The organism is Leclercia sp. UBA5076, assembly GCF_002416465.1.
Lineage (GTDB): Bacteria > Pseudomonadota > Gammaproteobacteria > Enterobacterales > Enterobacteriaceae > Enterobacter.
On the sequence record NZ_DIAO01000001.1, the window covers coordinates 221,751 to 241,122 of the forward strand.

The 19,372-nt window shown below is 53.9% G+C and carries 18 protein-coding genes and 1 riboswitch; of the genes, 12 read left to right on the forward strand and 6 right to left on the reverse strand.

What is annotated here, in order from left to right; translation table 11 throughout:
• Nucleotides 1-1,208: 1,208 nt before the first annotated feature.
• Complete coding sequence (locus B3X29_RS00985) at nucleotides 1,209-1,466, forward strand: hypothetical protein (RefSeq protein ID WP_103180258.1); 258 nt, start codon at nucleotides 1,209-1,211, stop codon at nucleotides 1,464-1,466.
• A gap of 80 nt (nucleotides 1,467-1,546) precedes the next feature.
• Here the strand turns inward: B3X29_RS00985 and B3X29_RS00990 are convergent, their stop codons facing one another.
• A complete protein-coding gene (locus tag B3X29_RS00990; RefSeq protein ID WP_159339574.1) occupies nucleotides 1,547-2,509 on the reverse strand; it encodes a hypothetical protein in 963 nt (320 codons plus the stop codon).
• Between the two features lie 548 nt (nucleotides 2,510-3,057).
• A riboswitch (TPP riboswitch) is annotated at nucleotides 3,058-3,155 on the forward strand.
• 35 nt (nucleotides 3,156-3,190) lie between these two features.
• Between B3X29_RS00990 and thiM the strand changes: the two genes are divergently transcribed.
• The 9 genes from thiM (at nucleotide 3,191) to B3X29_RS01035 (ending at nucleotide 12,600) form a co-directional block, all read left to right on the forward strand.
• Entirely contained in the window at nucleotides 3,191-3,961 is a 771-nt protein-coding gene (gene thiM / locus B3X29_RS00995; RefSeq protein ID WP_159339573.1) for a hydroxyethylthiazole kinase, read from the forward strand.
• Complete coding sequence (gene thiD / locus B3X29_RS01000) at nucleotides 3,958-4,758, forward strand: bifunctional hydroxymethylpyrimidine kinase/phosphomethylpyrimidine kinase (protein ID WP_156239338.1); 801 nt, start codon at nucleotides 3,958-3,960, stop codon at nucleotides 4,756-4,758. Before thiM ends, thiD begins: the two co-directional genes overlap by 4 nt.
• A 118-nt stretch (nucleotides 4,759-4,876) precedes the next feature.
• A complete protein-coding gene (fbaB, locus tag B3X29_RS01005) occupies nucleotides 4,877-5,929 on the forward strand; it encodes a class I fructose-bisphosphate aldolase (protein ID WP_103180254.1) in 1,053 nt (350 codons plus the stop codon).
• 309 nt (nucleotides 5,930-6,238) lie between these two features.
• Complete coding sequence (locus tag B3X29_RS01010) at nucleotides 6,239-7,393, forward strand: mandelate racemase family protein (RefSeq protein WP_103180253.1); 1,155 nt, start codon at nucleotides 6,239-6,241, stop codon at nucleotides 7,391-7,393.
• A gap of 36 nt (nucleotides 7,394-7,429) precedes the next feature.
• A complete protein-coding gene (locus B3X29_RS01015; RefSeq protein ID WP_290503208.1) occupies nucleotides 7,430-9,046 on the forward strand; it encodes an ABC transporter substrate-binding protein in 1,617 nt (538 codons plus the stop codon).
• Entirely contained in the window at nucleotides 9,043-10,080 is a 1,038-nt protein-coding gene (locus B3X29_RS01020) for an ABC transporter permease (protein WP_103180251.1), read from the forward strand. Before B3X29_RS01015 ends, B3X29_RS01020 begins: the two co-directional genes overlap by 4 nt.
• Nucleotides 10,077-10,982: an ABC transporter permease gene (locus B3X29_RS01025; protein ID WP_103180250.1), complete on the forward strand. Its 906-nt coding sequence runs from the start codon at nucleotides 10,077-10,079 to the stop codon at nucleotides 10,980-10,982. The genes B3X29_RS01020 and B3X29_RS01025 overlap by 4 nt, the downstream gene beginning before the upstream one ends.
• Complete coding sequence (locus B3X29_RS01030; RefSeq protein WP_103181111.1) at nucleotides 10,954-11,817, forward strand: ABC transporter ATP-binding protein; 864 nt, start codon at nucleotides 10,954-10,956, stop codon at nucleotides 11,815-11,817. Before B3X29_RS01025 ends, B3X29_RS01030 begins: the two co-directional genes overlap by 29 nt.
• Nucleotides 11,818-11,826: 9 nt before the next feature.
• Nucleotides 11,827-12,600 carry an ABC transporter ATP-binding protein gene (locus tag B3X29_RS01035; RefSeq protein ID WP_103180249.1) on the forward strand — a complete coding sequence of 258 codons (774 nt, stop codon included), beginning with the start codon at nucleotides 11,827-11,829 and terminating at the stop codon, nucleotides 12,598-12,600.
• Between the two features lie 85 nt (nucleotides 12,601-12,685).
• Here B3X29_RS01035 and yegS read toward each other — a convergent pair whose 3' ends face one another.
• The 5 genes from yegS to ycgZ form a co-directional block, all read right to left on the reverse strand.
• Nucleotides 12,686-13,585 carry a lipid kinase YegS gene (gene yegS / locus B3X29_RS01040; protein WP_159339571.1) on the reverse strand — a complete coding sequence of 300 codons (900 nt, stop codon included), beginning with the start codon at nucleotides 13,583-13,585 and terminating at the stop codon, nucleotides 12,686-12,688.
• 825 nt (nucleotides 13,586-14,410) lie between these two features.
• Entirely contained in the window at nucleotides 14,411-15,772 is a 1,362-nt protein-coding gene (gene yegQ, locus B3X29_RS01045; RefSeq protein ID WP_103180245.1) for a tRNA 5-hydroxyuridine modification protein YegQ, read from the reverse strand.
• 172 nt (nucleotides 15,773-15,944) lie between these two features.
• The gene (locus B3X29_RS01050) at nucleotides 15,945-16,223 is read right to left on the reverse strand and encodes a biofilm development regulator YmgB/AriR family protein (RefSeq protein WP_103180244.1); all 279 of its coding nucleotides are present in this window, start codon (nucleotides 16,221-16,223) and stop codon (nucleotides 15,945-15,947) included.
• Nucleotides 16,224-16,262: 39 nt separating this feature from the next.
• Nucleotides 16,263-16,580, reverse strand: coding sequence for a hypothetical protein (locus tag B3X29_RS01055; RefSeq protein WP_156654881.1), 318 nt, complete (start codon nucleotides 16,578-16,580; stop codon nucleotides 16,263-16,265).
• A gap of 137 nt (nucleotides 16,581-16,717) precedes the next feature.
• Nucleotides 16,718-16,957 carry a regulatory protein YcgZ gene (gene ycgZ / locus B3X29_RS01060; protein WP_103180242.1) on the reverse strand — a complete coding sequence of 80 codons (240 nt, stop codon included), beginning with the start codon at nucleotides 16,955-16,957 and terminating at the stop codon, nucleotides 16,718-16,720.
• A 305-nt stretch (nucleotides 16,958-17,262) separates the two neighbouring features.
• On the opposite strand from ycgZ, the gene B3X29_RS01065 reads away from it, so the two are divergent.
• Entirely contained in the window at nucleotides 17,263-18,489 is a 1,227-nt protein-coding gene (locus B3X29_RS01065; RefSeq protein WP_103180241.1) for a diguanylate phosphodiesterase, read from the forward strand.
• Between the two features lie 108 nt (nucleotides 18,490-18,597).
• Nucleotides 18,598-19,341: a MerR family transcriptional regulator gene (locus tag B3X29_RS01070; protein ID WP_103180240.1), complete on the forward strand. Its 744-nt coding sequence runs from the start codon at nucleotides 18,598-18,600 to the stop codon at nucleotides 19,339-19,341.
• The last annotated feature ends 31 nt before the right edge of the window (nucleotides 19,342-19,372 follow it).

Genomic DNA, 19,372 nt, shown 5'->3' on the forward strand with positions numbered 1-19,372 from the left:
AACGGTGTTTTGAAATGTTGATGTACATCACGAAAAGCACGTATAGCTTAAGAGATATGATGTAATAAGTTAGGGAAGTAAGGCTTATTTCTTCGAATGAAAGAAGTGAGTGCTTAAAATGAAATTAAATATTAATTAATCAATCAAATGATTAATTAGAAGAGCATGGTTATTACGATGTTAAATTATTTTAACAAGGTTGGAACCTAATTTTACTGCTGTGTAATATACTTAATATAGAGCATTGAAAAAACTCTTGCAGAATCCCGACGACAATAAGGCGCGGGCAAACAGCTACCGACAATTACGCCATGAGCGGGAAGCTACTTCAAAGGCCGGATGCACAACCGGGTAAACAAAGGGAAGAAAGCTTAAAAGTAAGCTTTTCAGGAGTTGCCTACTCTCCTACTTTAACCAAACTGTATCTAAAATATAGTGATTAAGATAAATATTACCTTGAATGATTTACTTTACAGGTAAAGCAAAGCTTTACAATGTAGGATGTGTCTTAGGAAAGTTAATAACTTCCTTTCAATTACTTCTAATAACTTCAAAGCCTTTGGCTTTTCGTAGTAAGTCAAAAGACAAAAGCAATAATATTATCTTATTATTAAAATAAATATTTCCCTTCAGTTATTTATAATAACAACACAAATCTAAAGATTTGGTTGTAAGTAAGTCAAAAGATTAAATTCAAAAGACCGATAGTAAAAAGAACAAAGCAAAAGACTGATATTGCATATAGAGATAATTATCTTCTCTTATCGTACCTAATACGGCCTTTCCCTTTTATCGATCTTTTAATCCTTTCCCTCTCAATGGGAATTTGCTCTCTCTATCGGCCTATTAAAGCTTGCGGCTTTCGGACACTGGATAGTTTAAAAACTCATACTCGATCTTTCAAAGTAATCATAGTAGAAGCGCTTTTATTGTGAAGCTCCCTGACAGGTTGAGTGTGAGTCTTTAAGTTATCCATCCTTGCAGCTTAAATTTACACCCTCATTAGTTAACATTTCCTTGTGTTAGTTTGATCACGTACATATAGAGAAATAAAGAATTCCCCCTCACATGAAAAAGAATTTCTATGCCTAGAGAAACTAATTTTTGTGATGGGGCTTTTTTTAATCAATATGTAGTTATATGGTACTGGTTTTATATTTCTTGTAATAATATAAATATATACCCACCTAATTAATGAGATAGTCATTATGAATACATTCAAAGATATTGAGTACTACCAGCCAATCACTAAAAGAGTAGAGAGATTTAGTGAAAGCTATAAACAATCGGTTGGTTTCAAAAAACAGAAACGTAAAGCTAAGAACATCAACACTCTCAGGCAAGAAGCAATTCATGGCAGAGGGTATAAAGTAGATCTTATCTTCCCTTTATCGTTGGGAAAGTTGGAAGGGCTTCTTAATGGCAATTATCGTTTCAATGATTGGAATGAGTTAGAAGAAGTTTAATTGTTTACGGCCTTACGGCGATTTTTCAGCTTTAACCAAACTTAGATTCGCCGTAATACTTTGTATTCTCATGAGATACATTAGTAAATCCCTGGGATTGCATGATTAATTTTATCATTAATCGATACTCCCCAGTTTCTTAAGATTTTTTCACTATTCAAACTATAGTGCTCAACGGCAATTGATTGGATCATAATACCTTCATTTATGTCTAACTCTAAAGCTTGTGTGATTATCATGCAGGCATTCCAGTAAGCGTTTATAGCCATTTTTATATCATCTTCGCATGAAAACTTGGTAACAAATCGCTTTGTAAACCCTTCCTCGTTAGAAAAGTTTACTAAGAGTAATTTTTTAATTTCAATGGGCTTGAAAAGTAATATTCTATGCATGTTATCAAGAATGTTTTCAATTGATGCTATATATTTTAATGTTGATTCAGCACTCCTGGTAGGTGGGTTTTCCAATTTCTCTTTTAAAGCAATCCATAGATTATCTACTCGGCGTACGAAATTTTCGTCAGCGATGAATTCACCAGAGCTAGTAGACGCCATAGGATAAGAGTACCTATAGGTCGAATAACAGTTGTCAAACTCTAGAGTATATTTTTCGCCTGCCACTTGGAAACTTTTAAATGGTAAGCTTTCAAACATCTCAATAGTGTTTTTTCTATGAGAGTAAAAACCATCGGCCTTGTTTTTTCTTTCTGCTTCTTTTATCTGTTTATCAGTCTGAATGGTTCGATGTATGTTATTTACAACTACGCCAAAGGGAATTGATAAGGATAACAATCCTAACGGCAATTTGCTGATTTCAATGAATTTATTAAATCCATCTGCATCAAGTTTAAGATCGTATTCTCTCCAGCATATAAACCCTATCATCAAGAAAGAAACTATAGGTATTATGATTGCTGCTTTAAATAATTGTTGGTGAGTAAGAGGCTCAGCATTCATTTTGAATGCTTTAACCTTAAACAAATATAAAATGTGTAGTACTAAATATAATAGGAAAAATGCAAATATACCTGAGTTCAATGTCATTTTATCATGCCTTTGATTTTTAATTATTGGTAACTTTTAAATTAAATAATGAAGAGCGCTAAAGCAGCTTCACAAACAACCCTAGTATAATTTTAGCTATTAAACTAAAGGTTTTAACTCTCTTTACTATGAAATCTGATTGCCAATTCTAATTTGTTTTAGTGTCGAGTGAAAGAGGGTTTTAATAATTTGAATGATTTATAACCTTACTTAATCTTGTTGTCTTGACCCACACCCTTACTATCGGACAGCTAACGCAGTTAGCGTTTCTTCTGTCTTTTGCTCCTGCCTTACGCGAAGAAGCGATTGCCCGGAGACGAGTAACTGGAAGCCTGCGACAGTTACAACTTACCTACGCTCTTCACCTCAAGCGGATATACAAGCGGGTGAGCACATTTCAGGTAATTAATTACGTGAGAAACCTATTTCTGGTGTGATAACTGCTGTGATAAGCACTGTGATAAATCGATAATCCTTGCACCCTGCCTACGGCCCCGGTTACACTAAACGCCTACAATTTGTTTCTGTGTAAGTGATTGTTTTGTAATCGATTTGACTCGGGGTGCCCTTCTTTGTGAAGGCTGAGAATATACCCGTACCACCTGATCTGGATAATGCCAGCGTAGGGAAGTCAGATGCCCTCCGGGCTATCGCTTCTTCGCGCAAGGCAGGAGCGATACCATGCAGCCTGACCTGCTTAATCTACACGCCTTACACCATTTCCGAACCCGTTCTCCGCTGACCCACTGCATGACCAACGACGTGGTGCAGACCTTTACCGCCAATGTCCTGCTGGCCCTTGGTGCATCACCGGCGATGGTGATTGAAGCCGAAGAGGCGGAACAATTCTCCGCGCTGGCCGATGCGCTGCTGATCAACGTCGGCACCCTGACCGCACCGCGCGCCCAGGCGATGCGCCGGGCCATTGAAAGCGCGGTGGCGGCGGACAAGCCCTGGACGCTCGATCCGGTAGCCGTTGGCGCGCTGGCGTACCGCACCCGTTTTTGCCAGCAAATTCTCACCCTGAAACCGGCGGCCATTCGCGGCAATGCCTCGGAAATTCTCGCGCTCGCCGGGATGAGCGCGGGCGGGCGCGGGGTGGACACCACCGACACGGCGGCCAGCGCGCTGCCCGCTGCCCAGGCGCTGGCGCGGCAAACCAATGCGATTGTGGTGGTGACGGGGGAGGTGGATTACGTCACTGACGGACTGCGCACCCAGACCCTGACGGGGGGCGACCCGATGATGACCCGGGTGGTGGGCACCGGCTGTGCGCTATCGGCGGTGGTGGCGGCCAGCTGTTCGCTGCCGGGCGACCGGCTGGATAACATCGCGGCGGCCTGTGGCTGGATGAAACGGGCCGGTACCCTTGCGGCTGCTCAAAGCCGCGGGCCGGGCAGTTTTGCGGCAACGTTCCTTGATGCCCTGTGGGCTCTGGGGGCACAACGATGAAACGCATTAATGCCCTGACCATTGCCGGTACCGACCCCAGCGGCGGCGCTGGCATCCAGGCTGACCTGAAAACCTTCTCCGCGCTCGGCGCATACGGCTGCTCGGTGATCACCGCCCTGGTAGCCCAGAATACCCGGGGGGTGCAGTCGGTCTATCGCATTGAGCCTGATTTTGTAGCGGCGCAGCTGGAGTCGGTGTTCAGCGATGTGCGCATCGACACCACCAAAATTGGCATGCTGGCGGAGGCCGATATCGTCGAGGCCGTCGCGGAGCAGCTCCTGCGTCATCAGGTTAAAAACGTGGTACTGGATACGGTGATGCTGGCGAAAAGTGGCGATCCGCTCCTTTCACCTTCCGCCGTCGATACGCTGCGTAAGAAACTGCTGCCGCAGGTGGCGCTCATTACCCCTAACTTACCCGAAGCCGCGGCGTTGCTGGATGCGCCCCATGCCCGCAATGAGCAGGAGATGAAAGCCCAGGGCGATGCCCTGCTGGCGATGGGGTGTGAAGCGGTGCTGATGAAGGGCGGGCATCTGGACGATCCTGAAAGCCCCGACTGGCTGTTCACCCGGGATGGAACCCTGCGTTTTACCGCCCCGCGCATCAATACTAAAAATACCCACGGCACCGGCTGTACGCTCTCGGCCGCGCTGGCTGCGCTGCGCCCGCGGCATGATAGCTGGGCGGATACGGTGCGCGAGGCCAAAGCCTGGCTCTCCTGCGCGCTGGCAGAGGCGGACACGCTGGAAGTGGGGCAGGGCATTGGTCCGGTCCACCATTTCCATGCCTGGTGGTGAAGGTTAGCGCTTATCGCTGGAAAAATCGCCACCCACGGACCAGGCTTAGGGAGCTCGCAATCCTGTGAGCCTGGAGAAAACATGCCGACAGCCCGTCGGCACTAAGGGGAGCAAAACTATGACTGATATTGCGCAGTTGCTTGGCAAAGATGCCGAAAGCCTGTTACAGCATCGTTGTATGACCATTCCAGCCGACCAGCTCTATCTGCCTGGCCACGACTACGTTGACCGCGTGATGGTCGACAACAACCGCCCGCCAGCGGTACTGCGAAATATGCAGACCCTGTATAACACCGGGCGTCTGGGGGGAACCGGCTATCTGTCGATCCTGCCGGTGGACCAGGGGGTGGAGCACTCGGCCGGGGCGTCGTTTGCCGCTAACCCGCTCTATTTCGATCCGAAGAATATCGTCGAGCTGGCGATCGAGGCGGGCTGTAACTGCGTGGCCTCCACCTATGGCGTGCTGGCCTCGGTCTCGCGACGTTATGCCCACCGCATCCCGTTCCTCGTCAAGCTCAACCACAACGAAACCCTGAGCTACCCTACCGAATATGATCAGACCCTGTATGCCAGCGTCGAGCAGGCGTTCAACATGGGTGCGGTAGCGGTAGGGGCGACCATCTATTTCGGCTCGGAGCAGTCGCGCCGCCAGATAGAAGAGATCTCCGCCGCCTTCGAGCGTGCCCATGAGCTGGGCATGGTGACGGTGCTGTGGGCCTATCTGCGTAACCCGGCCTTCAATAAAGACGGCACGGATTACCACGTCTCTGCCGATTTAACCGGGCAGGCCAACCATCTGGCGGCCACCATCGGGGCGGATATCGTTAAGCAGAAAATGGCCGAGAACAACGGCGGCTATACGGCGGTCAAGTTTGGCTATACCGACGATCGGGTCTACAGCAAACTGACCAGCGATAACCCCATCGACCTGGTGCGCTACCAGCTGGCGAACTGCTATATGGGCCGCGCGGGGCTGATCAACTCAGGCGGTGCGGCAGGAGGCGAGACCGATCTCACCGATGCGGTGCGCACGGCTGTGATCAATAAACGCGCGGGCGGTATGGGGCTGATCCTTGGCCGTAAGGCGTTTAAAAAATCGATGGCCGACGGCGTGAAGCTGATTAACGCCGTGCAGGACGTCTATCTCGATAAAAAAGTCACTATCGCCTAGCCATTCTGCCCCTCTTCCGTTGGAAGAGGGGCAGATGCCGGGCGGCACTTTATTTGCCCGGCCTACAGCGACGAGAACTGCTAACGAAACCTTGTTTCATTTCATTCAAATCACCCTTCCGATCCACTTCACATTTCCCCTCTCTTTTGTGAAAAGTATCACTCCCTCCCGTGCAGATGCACAAAAAATGGTCAGCGCTTAGCGGAATTTGTCTAAGGCAGTGGACGAATTTTGCGCTTAAAGTTAGTTTCGAAACAGCTTTTCAAAATGAAAGAACACGCTGAACCTACGCCGTTTTAAGGACAAAAAATGAAAATCGAATCTGTAAACGTCACCGTCTTTCAGTATCCCACCCGCCGGGTCTCTGACAGCGCCGGACATTCCCATCCGGGACCGGAAAGCCTGGCGAAAATGGCGATGCTGACCATTACCGCAGACGATGGCACTAAAGGGTACGCCTTTGCACCGCCGGAAGTGGTGCGCCCCTTTGTGGTCAATACCTTCTTCCGTAAGGTGCTGATCGGCCAGGATGCGTTTAATCGCGAAAAGATCTGGCAGGAGCTGGCGCACTGGCAGCGCGGCAGCGCTCATCAGCTGACCGAGCGCGCGCTGGGCTTTGTCGAGCAGGCGCTGTGGGATCTGATTGGCCGCAAGCTGAATATGCCGGTGTGGAAACTCCTCGGCGGCTATCGCGATAAAGTCCCCGCCTACGGCAGTACCATGTGCGGCGATGACCTGCCGGGCGGTCTCTCCACCCCGGAAGAGTACGCCAGCTTCGCGGAAAAACTGGTTGCCCGCGGCTACAAAGCGATCAAGCTCCACACCTGGATGCCGCCAGTCTCTTTCGCCCCCAACCCGAAGATGGATATCAAAGCCTGCGCCGCGGTGCGTGAAGCGGTCGGGCCGGATATCGACCTGATGATCGACGGCTACCACTGGTACAGCCGCGCGGAAGCACTGTGGATCGGTAAGGAGCTGGAAAAACTCAATTTCGCCTGGTTTGAAGAGCCGATGGAAGAGGAGAGCATGGCCTCCTATGCCTGGCTGGCGGAAAACCTCTCCATTCCGATTATCGGGCCGGAAAGCCTGGGCGGTAAACACCACAGCCGCGCCGACTGGGTTAGAGCCGGGGCGTGCGACATCCTGCGCGCCGGTGCCAATGGCGTGGGCGGCATTTCGCCAACCCTGAAAGTGGCCAACCTGGCCGAATCATTTGGTATGGACTGCGAAGTGCACGGCAACGGCGCGGCGAGCCTGGCGGTGATTGGCGCGATCAAGAACTGCCGCTGGTACGAGCGCGGACTGCTGCACCCGTTCCTCGATTACGATGAGCCAGCTGCGTACCTGCACAGCCTGATCGACCCGATGGATGATGAGGGCATGGTCAGCCTGCCGACGCGCCCGGGACTCGGCGAAGAGATTAATTTTGCGTATATCGAAGCCAATACCGTCAGCCACGACTGATAAATAAAACTTCTACCCTACAAACGGTATACACAGATGAAGAAAAACTCCCTCACGAGGGCGTGTTTACTCGCGCTCTCGCTGATGATGGGGAGCGGTGCGGCGTACGCGAAAACGCCGCCCGATCAGCTCATCATCGGTATGAATATGAACAACCTGCTGACCCTCGATCCGGCCGCGATGACCGGCAACGAGGTGGTGGGCATTGTGGTCAATCTCTACGATTCGCTGGTGGAACTGGATCCTAACACGCTCACCAACGTCAAACCGGCGCTGGCGAAATCATGGGATATCTCGCCGGACGGCAAAACCCTGACCTTCCACCTGCGCGATAACGTCACCTTCCACTCCGGTAACCCGCTGACCGCCGAAGACGTGGTGTGGTCCATGCGCCGCCTGCTGCACCTCAACCTCGCTCAGGCCTCGGTATGGAAATCTTACGGTTTCAGTAAGAAGAACATCGACCAGCAGATTAAGGCCCTGGATGACTACACCGTGCAGCTCACCTTGCCTAAGGCCAACGATCCACAGCTGGTGATTTACTCCCTGGGGGCGCTGGGCAACCTTGGCGTGCTGGACCGCAAAACGGTGCTCGGCCACGAGGTGAACAACGACTGGGGCAACCGCTGGCTCACCACCAACGAAGCCGGATCCGGACCGTTTATGCTGGAGACCTGGCAGGCAAAAGATGTGCTGCGCATGCAGCGCAATCCGCACTACTGGCGCGAAGAGCCGAAGATGAACCGCGTGGTGTTGCGCCACTTCCAGGAGTCGCAAACCCTGCGCCTGATGGTGGAGAAAGGCGATCTGGATATCGCCAGCAACATGGCGGTGGCTGACATCAACGCCCTGCGCAAGGATCCGCAGCTCACCGTCGAAGCCGTGCAAAAGGGCACGGTCTACTACGTGGCGATGAGCATGAAGGAGAAACACTTCGCCAACCCGAAAGTGCGCGAGGCGGTGCGCTATCTCATTGACTATCAGGGTATCAACAAGGCGCTGATGCCGGGCTATGGCGTGCTGCACCAGCGGCCCATCAAAGCGGGAATGCCGTCGACGCTGCCGGATCCGGGCTACAAACTTGATATTCCGCGCGCCAGAAAGCTGCTGGCGGAGGCGGGCTATCCGGAAGGTTTTGACACCACCCTGCGGGTGCTGGCGGATCAGCCGTTCCTCAATATCGCCATCGCCGTACAGTCCACCCTGATGCAGGCGGGTATCAACGCCAAAATCATTACCGGCACCGGGAATCAGATCTACGGCGCGATGCGCGAGCGTAAGTTCGACATGCTGGTGGGGCGCGGCGGCAGCGGCGTGGAGCCGCACCCGCACTCCAGCCTGCGCGCGCTGGTCTATAACCCGGACAACAGCGATGAAGCCCGGTTGACAAACTTCCAGGGCTGGCGCACCAGTTTTTACGACAAAACGCTGAACGAGATGATCGATAAAGCGCTGCTGGAGCGCGATCCGCAAAAACAGATCGCCGACTATCAGCAGATTCAGGTGCGTTACGACCAGTTGATCCCGGCGCTGATCCCGCTCTCCCAGATGGTCGATTCGGTGGTGGTGCGTAACGAGGTGAAAAACTTCCAGTCGCATCCCTCCGCCACCACCTTCCTGCGGGAAGTCTACAAAACCGGAGGTGAAAAATGAGTGTTGCGATCCTCGCCCCAGGCTCCCGCACCCGGCGTTTTTCAAAACGCCTGACCCAGGTACTGGTGACCCTGTTCGGCCTGCTGGTGCTGACCTTTTTCATTGGCCGCGTCATGCCGGTCGACCCGGTGCTGGCCATTGTCGGCCCGGATGCGGACCACAGCACCTATCAGCAGGTCTATCAACAGCTGGGCTTCGATAAATCCCTGCTGACCCAGTTCGGGATCTACCTCAATAACCTGCTGCACGGCGATTTTGGCAATGCCCTGCTGACCGGCAAACCGGTGCTGGATGATATTCTGCGCGTCTTCCCGGCCACCCTGGAGCTGGCAACCATGGCGATTATTGTCGGCGCCGGTTTAGGGATCCCGCTTGGGGTGCTGGCGGCCGCGCGCCGTAACAGCGTCTCGGATTATGTGGTACGCATCATCAGCCTGGCCGGGTACTCCACGCCAATCTTCTGGGTGGGAATGATGGGGCTGCTGCTGTTCTACGCCTGGCTTGGCTGGGTAGGGGGCGCCGGACGGCTGGATTTAGGGCTGGATGGCCTGGTGCCGCGTCGCACCGGACTGATGACCGTCGATGCCCTGCTGGCGGGTAATAGCGCGGTCTTCTGGAACGCCATTAACCATCTGGTGCTGCCCGCCTCGCTGCTGGGCTTCCACTCCCTGGCTTACATTAGCCGCATGACCCGCAGCTTTATGCTGGCCCAGCTGTCGCAGGAGTTCATTATCACCGCCCGGGTAAAAGGCTTAACCGAGCGCCAGGTGATCTGGAACCATGCGTTTCGCAACATCCTCGTGCAGCTGCTGACGGTGGTGGCGCTGGCCTACGGCTCATTGCTGGAAGGGGCGGTGCTGATTGAAACCGTCTTCTCCTGGCCGGGCTTTGGCTCCTATCTCACCGGCAGCCTGCTGCTGGGGGATATGAATGCGGTGATGGGCTGCGTGCTGCTGGTGGGGATGATCTTCGTGATGCTCAATCTGCTCTCCGACATGCTGTATCAACTCTTTGACCCGAGGACGAAATCATGACCGTTTCTCTGGATACACCGCTGCGCGCTTCCCGCAGCGAAGGGCGCCAGCGTCTGGCGCGGATGGCCCGCCGCACCTTTGGGTTTGCCGGGCAGATGGCGCGTAACCCGCTGACGGCCATTGGCGGCGGCATTATTCTGCTGCTGTTGATCGTGGCGGCCTTCGCGCCCTGGATCGCCCCGTACAACCCGCTGGTGCAGGATCTCAACAACGCCCTGGTGGCGCCGAACGCGCAGCACTGGTTCGGCACTGACGAATTTGGCCGGGATATCTTCAGCCGCCTGGTCTACGGCTCGCGCATCACGCTCTATATCGTACTGCTGGTGTCGGTCACCGTTGGCCCGCTGGGGCTGCTGCTGGGTGTTACCGCCGGCTACTTTGGCGGCAAGGTGGATGCGGTCCTGATGCGCGTCACCGATATCTTTATCTCTTTCCCGAGCCTGGTGCTGGCGCTGGCGTTTGTCGCAGCGCTCGGCCCGGGGCTGGAACATGTGGTGATCGCCATTACGCTCACCGCCTGGCCGCCGATAGCCCGACTGGCTCGCGCTGAAACCCTGTCGTTACGCCAGGCCGACTTTATCTCCGCCGTGCGTCTGCAGGGGGCCTCCCCGGTACGGGTGCTGTGGCGCCACATCGTGCCGCTGTGCCTGCCGTCGGTGATTATCCGTATCACCATGAATATGGCCGGGATCATCCTGACCGCTGCCGGGCTGGGCTTCCTCGGCCTTGGCGCGCAGCCGCCGGAGCCGGAGTGGGGGGCGATGATCTCCAGCGGCCGCACCTACATGATGGAGTGCTGGTGGGTGGTGACAATTCCGGGGCTGGCGATCCTGATTAACAGCCTGGCGTTCAACTTCTTAGGAGATGGCTTACGTGACATCCTCGATCCTCGCAGCGCCTGATGCGCCGCTGCTCGACGTGCGCGATCTGCACGTCGATTTTATCAACGGACGCGCGGTCACCCACGCGGTGCGCGGCGTCTCCTTTCAGCTCGGGCGCGAGAAGCTGGCGATTGTCGGTGAGTCGGGCTCCGGGAAATCCACCGTCGGGCGGGCGCTGCTGCGCCTGCACCCGGCAAAGGCGCAGATCACTGCCACCCGAATGCAGTTTGGCGATGTCGATTTACGCAGCGTCAGCGAGGCGCAGATGCGCGGCATCCGCGGCAAGCGCATCTCGATGATCATGCAGGATCCGAAGTACTCCCTGAACCCGGTGGTCTGCGTTGGGGATCAGATTGCCGAGGCCTGGCTGACTCATCATCCTGGGCGTAAGGCCGAGGCGAAAGCCAAAGTGCTGGAGATGCTCGATGTAGTGCGCATTCGCCAGCCGGAGCGGGTCTATCAGCTCTATCCGCATGAGATCTCCGGCGGGCAGGGGCAGCGCATCATGATCGCCATGATGCTGATCACCGACCCGGAGCTGGTGATTGCCGATGAGCCGACGTCAGCGCTGGACGTCTCGGTGCGGCTACAGGTGCTGGGCCTGCTGGACGATTTAGTCCAGTCCCGCGGGCTGGGGCTGATCTTTATCAGTCACGATATCAACCTGGTGCGCAGCTTCTGTGACCGGGTGCTGGTGATGTACGCCGGGCGGGTGGTGGAGTCCATCGCCGCCCACGATCTGCACAACGCGAAGCACCCCTACACGCAGGGGTTGATCAATGCCCTGCCTGAGATGAATCACCGCCGTCCGGTGCTGCCGGTGTTGCAGCGCCAGGCCAGCTGGCTGACCGAATAAGGAGCGAAGATGATCGAGGTAAAAAACCTGAATCTGGCTTTTGGTGAAGGGGAAAAACGCAGCCAGGTTCTGTACGACGTCAATATCAGCGTGCAGCCAGGGGAGATTTATGGCCTGGTAGGGGAGTCGGGTTCCGGTAAAACCACGGTGTTAAAGTGCCTGGCAGGATTATTCACCCACTGGGAGGGGGCGCTGGCGATTAACGGCCAGGCGCTGGAGCGGCGCATCAGCCCGCAACGCTGCCGTCTGGTGCAGATGGTATTTCAGGACCCGTACGGTTCGCTGCACCCCCGGCACACCATCGGCGATATTCTGGAAGAGCCGCTGCAAATTCACGGCATTAACGACCGGGAGCGACGTATTCACGGCTTACTGGACAAGGTTGGTCTCAATCGCGCTTTCCGCGACCGCTACCCGCATCAGCTCTCCGGCGGCCAGCGCCAGCGCGTGGCCATTGCCAGGGCACTGATCCTGGAGCCGCAGGTGCTGTTGCTGGATGAACCTACCTCAGCGCTGGACGTCTCGGTACAGGCAGAAATCTTAAACCTGCTGGCGGAACTGCAGCGCGAGTCGAAACTCACCTACCTGATGGTGACCCATGACCTGGGGGTGATCGCCCATCTCTGCCAGAAGGTGGCGGTGATGCAGTACGGCAAAATTCTGGAAACGCTGACAGTGGATGACCTGGTGGCGGGGCAGGCAAAAACCGATTACACCCGAATGCTGGTCAGCGCCAGCCAGCAGTACAGCCGCGAGATGGCGAGGGAGGTGGCGGTCTATTAGTGCGGTCTGTTTGCCGGGTGGCGGCTTCGCCTTACCCGGCCTACAAAACCCGTAGACCTGCGCAAGCGCAGCGCCGCCGGGCAACTCAGCGCAGAAGCGGACAGTCCGGCGGCAACCGACAATTGAGCGCCCCCGGCAAAAGGGCGATGTGGAAGTGGTCCCCGCTCAACGGCTCGCCATCCAGGTTAAAGGTCATGCCGTGCGGCGCCTGAATTTCGAACCACGCCGACTCGCCATCCACAAGATGCGGGCTCTCTTCCGCTTTGGTCAGAGTAGTGAACAGGGCAGGCAGCAGCTCATCGCCAGTGATGATACGCACCCCGAGCAGCCCGTCATTGATCAGCGCCTCCGGGCAAAGCTGCTGACCGCCGCCTGCCTGACGGCCATTGCCGATGCCAATCACCAGGGCGTTACCCTGCCAGTGGAAGTTCTCGCCGCGGATTTCGCACAGATCGGGTTTCAGGGTATCTAATCGCGCCAGACCATGGATCAGGTACGAGACCCCACCCAATGCCGCTTTCAGTTTTTCCGGGGTTTCGCTGGTAATACGGGTGCCAAATCCCCCCGTCGCCATATTGATAAAGCAGGTTTTGTCGTTGACCCGGGCAATATCTACCGCCGTGGCTTTTCCGGCGATAGCCAACTGCAGGGCTTTATCGAGCGCCTCCGGGATGCCTGCGCTGGTGGCAAAGTCGTTCGCTGTGCCGAGGGGCAGTATACCCAGCGCGGGACGGTGATCGCCCTGCAGATTAATTAATGCGGACGCCACCTCGTTAATGGTGCCATCACCACCGCCCGCAATGACCGTCTCGACGCCAAGCGTGCGGGCTTCATTGATATAGCGTGCCGCGTCGCCTTTTTCCCAGGTGACGCGCACGTGGATTTGAACGCCTTCGTCGCGTAACAGTGTAACCGCCTCGCGCAAAAGATCGTTGCCCGCGCTTTTACCATTGAGAATTAATAAACTTGCCGGATAGGTCGCCATCCACGTTGCTCCTGTGCTGATCTTCAAGAAGTGTATCGCAGCGCGGAGAAAAGCGGGTAAGAAGAGGACGAAAGGCGAAAAATTAAATGAGTGGCGATCCTAAGTTTGCGCCACTCGGTCAGGATATTAAGACGTTATCGCGCCATAGGGACATAATGCAAAGACGCAGTCGCGACGATGCATACAGCGGGTGATCAGCGCCCCCTCATTGCCAGGGCAGCCGGAACTTTTCAGAAATGATGACCAAAGCGTGGGGTTATAAGGGAATGTACGAAGAATGTTTAGTGCTCTGATTTTACCGTCGATAACAATACCGAAGGGACTTGTCACAAGGACCGAGCCGACGCTGATAAAATAATCTCCCTTGTACCAGATTATCAGCCTGAGATTTTTAACGGTGAGTACATGTATAAAAATTGTTCCAGTACGAGGGCAAACCATCCTTTTTTCAACCACCCAGTACATATTTCCTCCTTCTCCTTAAGTGAAATTTCCTTCATAAGAAGAATAGCATCAGACATGTTTATGAATAACCTGACTTTAATAAATTGATAAATTAAGTCACTTCCCGGCGAAAAAAGAAAGAAATTTACGTTAAGGGCGGGCTTTGAGGTCGTTACGATACTGGGTAGAAAAAAGAAGGGGTTTTTAGACAAAAAAATTAGCCTGCGTAAGGGAGATTACTCAGGCTAAGGAGGTGGTTCCTGGTACAGCTAGCATTTATGGGTTATGTTTTTCAGCGTTGGCAATAATACCCTCATCAAACGCAGCGGTATGTGATCGAATTCTAAGAATCATCTCATACCAAAAAATAACCCGCTTTCATTACTTAACGTGCGGCGCTTGGGTATTTTCGCCGTTAAAATTACGCATCAGTAACGCATAATCCAGGGCAATCTCTTCCGGGACCGGCAGCCAGACGGTATGTCCATCTCCCGGTGCGACGGTGACCGACTCGCCTTTGCCATTCACCATATGCTCCAGGGTAAAGTTGATATTGCCCTGCGGGGTCATCAACTCCAGGCTGTTGCCTACGAGGAACTTGTTTTTAACCGCCACCGCCGCAAGGTTGCCCTTGCGCTCGCCGGTGAACTCGCCGACAAACTGCTGGCGTTCAGAAACCGAGTGGCCATATTCATAGTTCTGGTAATCGTCATGGGTATGGCGTCGCAGGAAGCCTTCGGTATAACCGCGGTGCGCCAGCCCTTCCAGCGTTTGCAACAGGGTACTGTCGAACGGTTTACCTGCAGCCGCATCGTCAATCGCCTGGCGATAAACCTGGGCGGTACGCGCGCAGTAGTAATAGGACTTGGTGCGGCCTTCGATTTTAAGGGAGTGCACACCCATCTGGGTGAGGCGCTCCACGTGGGCAATGGCACGCAGATCTTTGGAGTTCATAATATAGGTGCCGTGCTCGTCTTCGAACGCGGTCATGTATTCACCCGGGCGCTGGGCCTCTTCAATCATAAACACGCTGTCGGTCGGAGCCCCGATACCCAGCGTCGGTTCAATATTTTGCACCGGAATAGGCTCGTGCTTATGCACGATATTGCCTACCTCATCCTGCTTACCTTCCTGAACGTTATACTCCCAGCGGCAGGCGTTGGTGCAGGTGCCCTGGTTCGGGTCACGCTTGTTGATATACCCGGAGAGCAGGCAGCGGCCAGAGTAGGCCATGCACAACGCGCCGTGAACGAATATCTCCAGCTCCATGTCTGGCACCTGGGTGCGGATCTCTTCGATCTCTTCCAGCGACAGCTCGCGGGACAATATCACGCGGGTCAGCCCCATCTGCTTCCAGAATTTCACCGTCGCCCAGTTTACGGCGTTGGCCTGTACCGAGAGATGAATGTCCATCTCCGGGAAGTGCTCCCGCACCAGCATGATCAAACCCGGGTCCGACATGATCAACGCGTCTGGCCCCATCTCCACCACCGGCTTCAGGTCACGGATAAACGTTTTCAGCTTGGCGTTATGCGGCGCGATGTTGACCACCACGTAGAATTTTTTACCCTGCGCGTGGGCTTCGTTGATGCCGAGCTGCAGATTCTCATGGTTAAATTCATTATTACGCACGCGCAGGGAGTAGCGCGGCTGGCCCGCATAAACGGCATCGGCGCCGTAGGCGAAAGCGTAACGCATATTTTTCAGCGTTCCCGCCGGGGAGAGGAGTTCCGGTTTAAACATGTTCGTTCTCGTTCTGATGACAGGTCAGATGCGCGCACAAGGTGGGCGCCGGGAGGAGATCCCATACATTAAGGGCGGGCATTGTAGCGCTGCGGGAAGGGGAGGTAAACCATTGAGTGAGTAAACGCCGACGGCAGGACAGTACCGTCGGCATCAGCTCAGGCGTGGGGAATCAGAGGTCGTCCTGGGTGTGATCGACAATGATTTCCAGGGTCTTACGAATGACATCGGCACGGACAACGTCGCGCGTCGATTCAATTTCGCGGATCAAACGTAAAATAATCGCTTTGTTAGTCAGCGGTTCCTTCGCATCCAGAATGGCACCCGTTACAGTCTGAAGCAGCGCCCACTCTTCGGCCAGCAAACCGCCAGCACTGCGAAAGTAGTTGGACAATGCAGCATTGGGCAGTTCGTCGTAAAAATCATTATTCTGGAGCATAGCCTGGCTCATAGTGTCACACCGGTTCAGTTATATAAGTTAATTATGCAGTTAATGCTTATTTCTGTTGGCTTGCGGGCTATTGCCAAACAGAGGATAGACATTGCTGCTGCTGTGTCGACCATCCGTGTCCCACGCCTGTTGTTCACTTTGGTTATTACGCCGGGCGCTCCCTTTTCCATCATTGGAAATTTCCAGAATAATTTGGGAAAGCGCATTCCGGCGCTGCCCGTCCTGCTCTACCGATAACATCTGCTGCAGCCTCTCCAGCAACAGCTTCATGCTGATGGGGCCATTATCTTTCAGTAAAGAAAACGTGGCTTCGCCAATAAGTTCATCAGTCAGTCGTTCATGGTCACTTCTGTTCATAACTACGTCTCTGTCGCCGCATCTTCCTGCCAGGAGAGAAGCGGCATAAAGTCAGTCTGTGGCGACAGTATAAAAAAACTGTTGCAAAGAAAAAACTGACTCAAAAAACAAGGTAATCAGCTGCTGTGGCGTATCGCTTAACGTTCAAACAGCAGGCCAACCAGAGTTTGATATCGGCTCTCCTCTTCCCGATCCGACGCCTGTTCCATGCGGTGAAGAAGACGGGTACAAATCGCCTTTCGGTTAAGGATTTTTCCTTCCCGTAGAATTTCAACCACAATTTGACCCAGCGTCTCCTGCTGGGAGGGCTGGTTTGCTTTGTTAAAGTACTGGGCAATGGCATTGGCTGTGTTCGGTGTGTACCCGTTCTCGCGCATATGTCACTCCTGAATTCCGCTGTATTTAAATGGTTAATATCTTGTTAACTGGTAAATACTGTACATACTAATTGTACAAGTTAACAAATATATTTTGATCAATACGTGCTAAGTGTTTCTATTCAACATCTTAAAAAATACAAATTGTGTAAAACAGTCTAAAAAGATTGTACATTGTCGACGATTTTCGTCATTAAGGCGGGTACAGGTGACGGGCTATTTTCCCGTCTGGGCAGGCTGCCAAGACGTGCAGCCAACCATCTGATACTGTGGACTTTCATTCACCTCCTCTTATTGGAAACCCGATGCTCACTACCATCATTTACCGTAGTCATTTTCGTGACGACGTACCGGTTACCGTGCTGGAAGACATGGTTGTTGCAGCGAATGTAAAAAACAGAGAGGCCGGCGTAAGCGGCATTCTCCTGTTTACCGGCAAGCTCTTTTTTCAGCTGCTCGAAGGACCTGAGGAGAAGGTAAGAGCCATTTACCGCGCGATCTGTGAAGACCCGCGTCACCACAACGTGGTGGAACTGTTGTGCGATTACTCCCGCGCCCGACGCTTCGGCAAGTACGGCATGGAACTCTTCGATCTGCGTCACTATGACCGTCACGAGGTGATGCAAAACGTGCTGGATAAGGGCACCACAAAGTACCAGATGACCTACAACGACAGGGCGCTGCAGTTCTTCAGAACCTTCGTCGAGGAGAGTGAGAAAGAGAACTACTTTGAGCTGCCGTCAGGGGATCACTGGGTATTTGTCCCGGATAATGACGCTCCCAGCGTACGCGCGCTGCAGGGGCGTTTAAGCAATACGTGCAACTTCGCGTTCCAGCCGATTATCGACCCGCTGGCCCGTGAAATTGTCTCCTTCGAAGCCCTGATCCGCACCCCGGACGGGGAGTCTGCCCAGCACTGGTTTGAGGGGCTCGAAGGGGATGCTGTCTACGAAGCTGACCTCAAAAGCAAGAGCGTTGCTTTCGCGATGGCAAGCGAGTTGGGGCTGGGGGAACAGAGCCTGTCAGTGAACCTTTTACCGATGACGCTGGTCAATGTTCCCAATGCGGTCAACTATCTGCTCCAGGAGATAGAAGCTAACGGGCTGGTAGCCGAGCAGATTGTGGTAGAGTTTACCGAGCACGAGGTTATCTCCCGTCTGGACGAGTTCACCGGCGCGGTACGTGAGCTAAAAGCCGCAGGTATCGGCGTGGCGATCGATCACTTCGGTGGCGGGTTTGCCGGCTTATTGCTGCTGGCGCAGTTCCAGCCAGACAGAATTAAGATCAACCGGGACCTGATCCGCGACGTGCACAAGAGTGGTCCAAGGCAGGCGATTGTGCTCGCCATCATCAAATGTTGTACAGCTTTGGAAATATTGATCTCCGCGGTGGGCATTGAGCAGCCAGAAGAGTGGATGTGGCTCGAATCTGCCGGCGTTTCGCAGTTCCAGGGGCACCTGTTTGCCCACCCTGAACTGGCCGGCATCCCGCCAGTTTCGTGGCCTGAGCCGCGCGAGGAAGTCGTGCGCTAACCTTCGCCGGGCAGTGTTACAATTCTGTTGTACAATATAACGAGTTGTACAGCCCGGCGAGATTCGTTACCTTGAACAATGAATATATCGATCAGTCATGAGGAATCGATGGCCTTTTACAGTATTGGCGATGTGGCAGAACGTTGCGGCATCAACCCCGTCACCCTGCGTGCATGGCAGCGTCGGTATGGCCTGCTAAAACCGCAGCGCAGTGAAGGCGGACATCGACAATTTGATGATGACGACCTCCAGCGCATTGAGGAGATCAAGCGCTGGATTGAGCGTGGCGTACCGGTTGGTAAGGTAAAAGCCCTGCTTGACGGGGATAAAGCCCCCGAGCCGGGAGACTGGCGCGTGCTGCGGGAAGAGATGATTGCCACCCTGAGGCAGGTCAACCCGGCAAAATCCCGCGCGCAGATCGCGATTTTCTGCCAGCACCACTCCGTGGATGCGCTGGTAGACCATGTATTTATTCCCGTGCGGGCCACTCTCCGTCTCGATCACGCCACCGCGCGGGCGATGGGCAGCCTGCTGGACGGTATTCTGATCGAGCAGGCGGTCACCAGCCTGACGGAGTCGCGTGCGAAAGCAGGCAGGGATGCGTTACTGATAGGCTGGGGTATTGAGGACCGAACCCGCCTGTGGCTGGAAGCGTGGCGCCTTTCGCATCGGGGCTGGCGCATCAACGTATTTGCTGAACCTCTGGCGTTACCCCATCCGGAGTTCTTCCCGGGCCAACATATTCTCGTCTGGGCAGGCGAGACATTATCAGACGAACAGCGCCAGCAGCTGGAGCACTGGCAAAATCAGGGGTATGTCATTACGGCACACGGGGCGGCTGACGCCGTCTGATGCCATTACCCGCCGCAGCGGGTAACGTTCT

Coding starts and splice junctions, on each gene's coding strand:
- B3X29_RS00985 (WP_103180258.1), top strand. CDS start 1,209: ATGAATACATTCAAAGATATTGAGTACTACCAGCCAATCACTAAAAGA.
- B3X29_RS00990 (WP_159339574.1), bottom strand. CDS start 2,509: ATGACATTGAACTCAGGTATATTTGCATTTTTCCTATTATATTTAGTA.
- thiM (WP_159339573.1), top strand. CDS start 3,191: ATGCAGCCTGACCTGCTTAATCTACACGCCTTACACCATTTCCGAACC.
- thiD (WP_156239338.1), top strand. CDS start 3,958: ATGAAACGCATTAATGCCCTGACCATTGCCGGTACCGACCCCAGCGGC.
- fbaB (WP_103180254.1), top strand. CDS start 4,877: ATGACTGATATTGCGCAGTTGCTTGGCAAAGATGCCGAAAGCCTGTTA.
- B3X29_RS01010 (WP_103180253.1), top strand. CDS start 6,239: ATGAAAATCGAATCTGTAAACGTCACCGTCTTTCAGTATCCCACCCGC.
- B3X29_RS01015 (WP_290503208.1), top strand. CDS start 7,430: ATGAAGAAAAACTCCCTCACGAGGGCGTGTTTACTCGCGCTCTCGCTG.
- B3X29_RS01020 (WP_103180251.1), top strand. CDS start 9,043: ATGAGTGTTGCGATCCTCGCCCCAGGCTCCCGCACCCGGCGTTTTTCA.
- B3X29_RS01025 (WP_103180250.1), top strand. CDS start 10,077: ATGACCGTTTCTCTGGATACACCGCTGCGCGCTTCCCGCAGCGAAGGG.
- B3X29_RS01035 (WP_103180249.1), top strand. CDS start 11,827: ATGATCGAGGTAAAAAACCTGAATCTGGCTTTTGGTGAAGGGGAAAAA.
- yegS (WP_159339571.1), bottom strand. CDS start 13,585: ATGGCGACCTATCCGGCAAGTTTATTAATTCTCAATGGTAAAAGCGCG.
- yegQ (WP_103180245.1), bottom strand. CDS start 15,772: ATGTTTAAACCGGAACTCCTCTCCCCGGCGGGAACGCTGAAAAATATG.
- B3X29_RS01050 (WP_103180244.1), bottom strand. CDS start 16,223: ATGAGCCAGGCTATGCTCCAGAATAATGATTTTTACGACGAACTGCCC.
- B3X29_RS01055 (WP_156654881.1), bottom strand. CDS start 16,580: ATGAACAGAAGTGACCATGAACGACTGACTGATGAACTTATTGGCGAA.
- ycgZ (WP_103180242.1), bottom strand. CDS start 16,957: ATGCGCGAGAACGGGTACACACCGAACACAGCCAATGCCATTGCCCAG.
- B3X29_RS01065 (WP_103180241.1), top strand. CDS start 17,263: ATGCTCACTACCATCATTTACCGTAGTCATTTTCGTGACGACGTACCG.
- B3X29_RS01070 (WP_103180240.1), top strand. CDS start 18,598: ATGGCCTTTTACAGTATTGGCGATGTGGCAGAACGTTGCGGCATCAAC.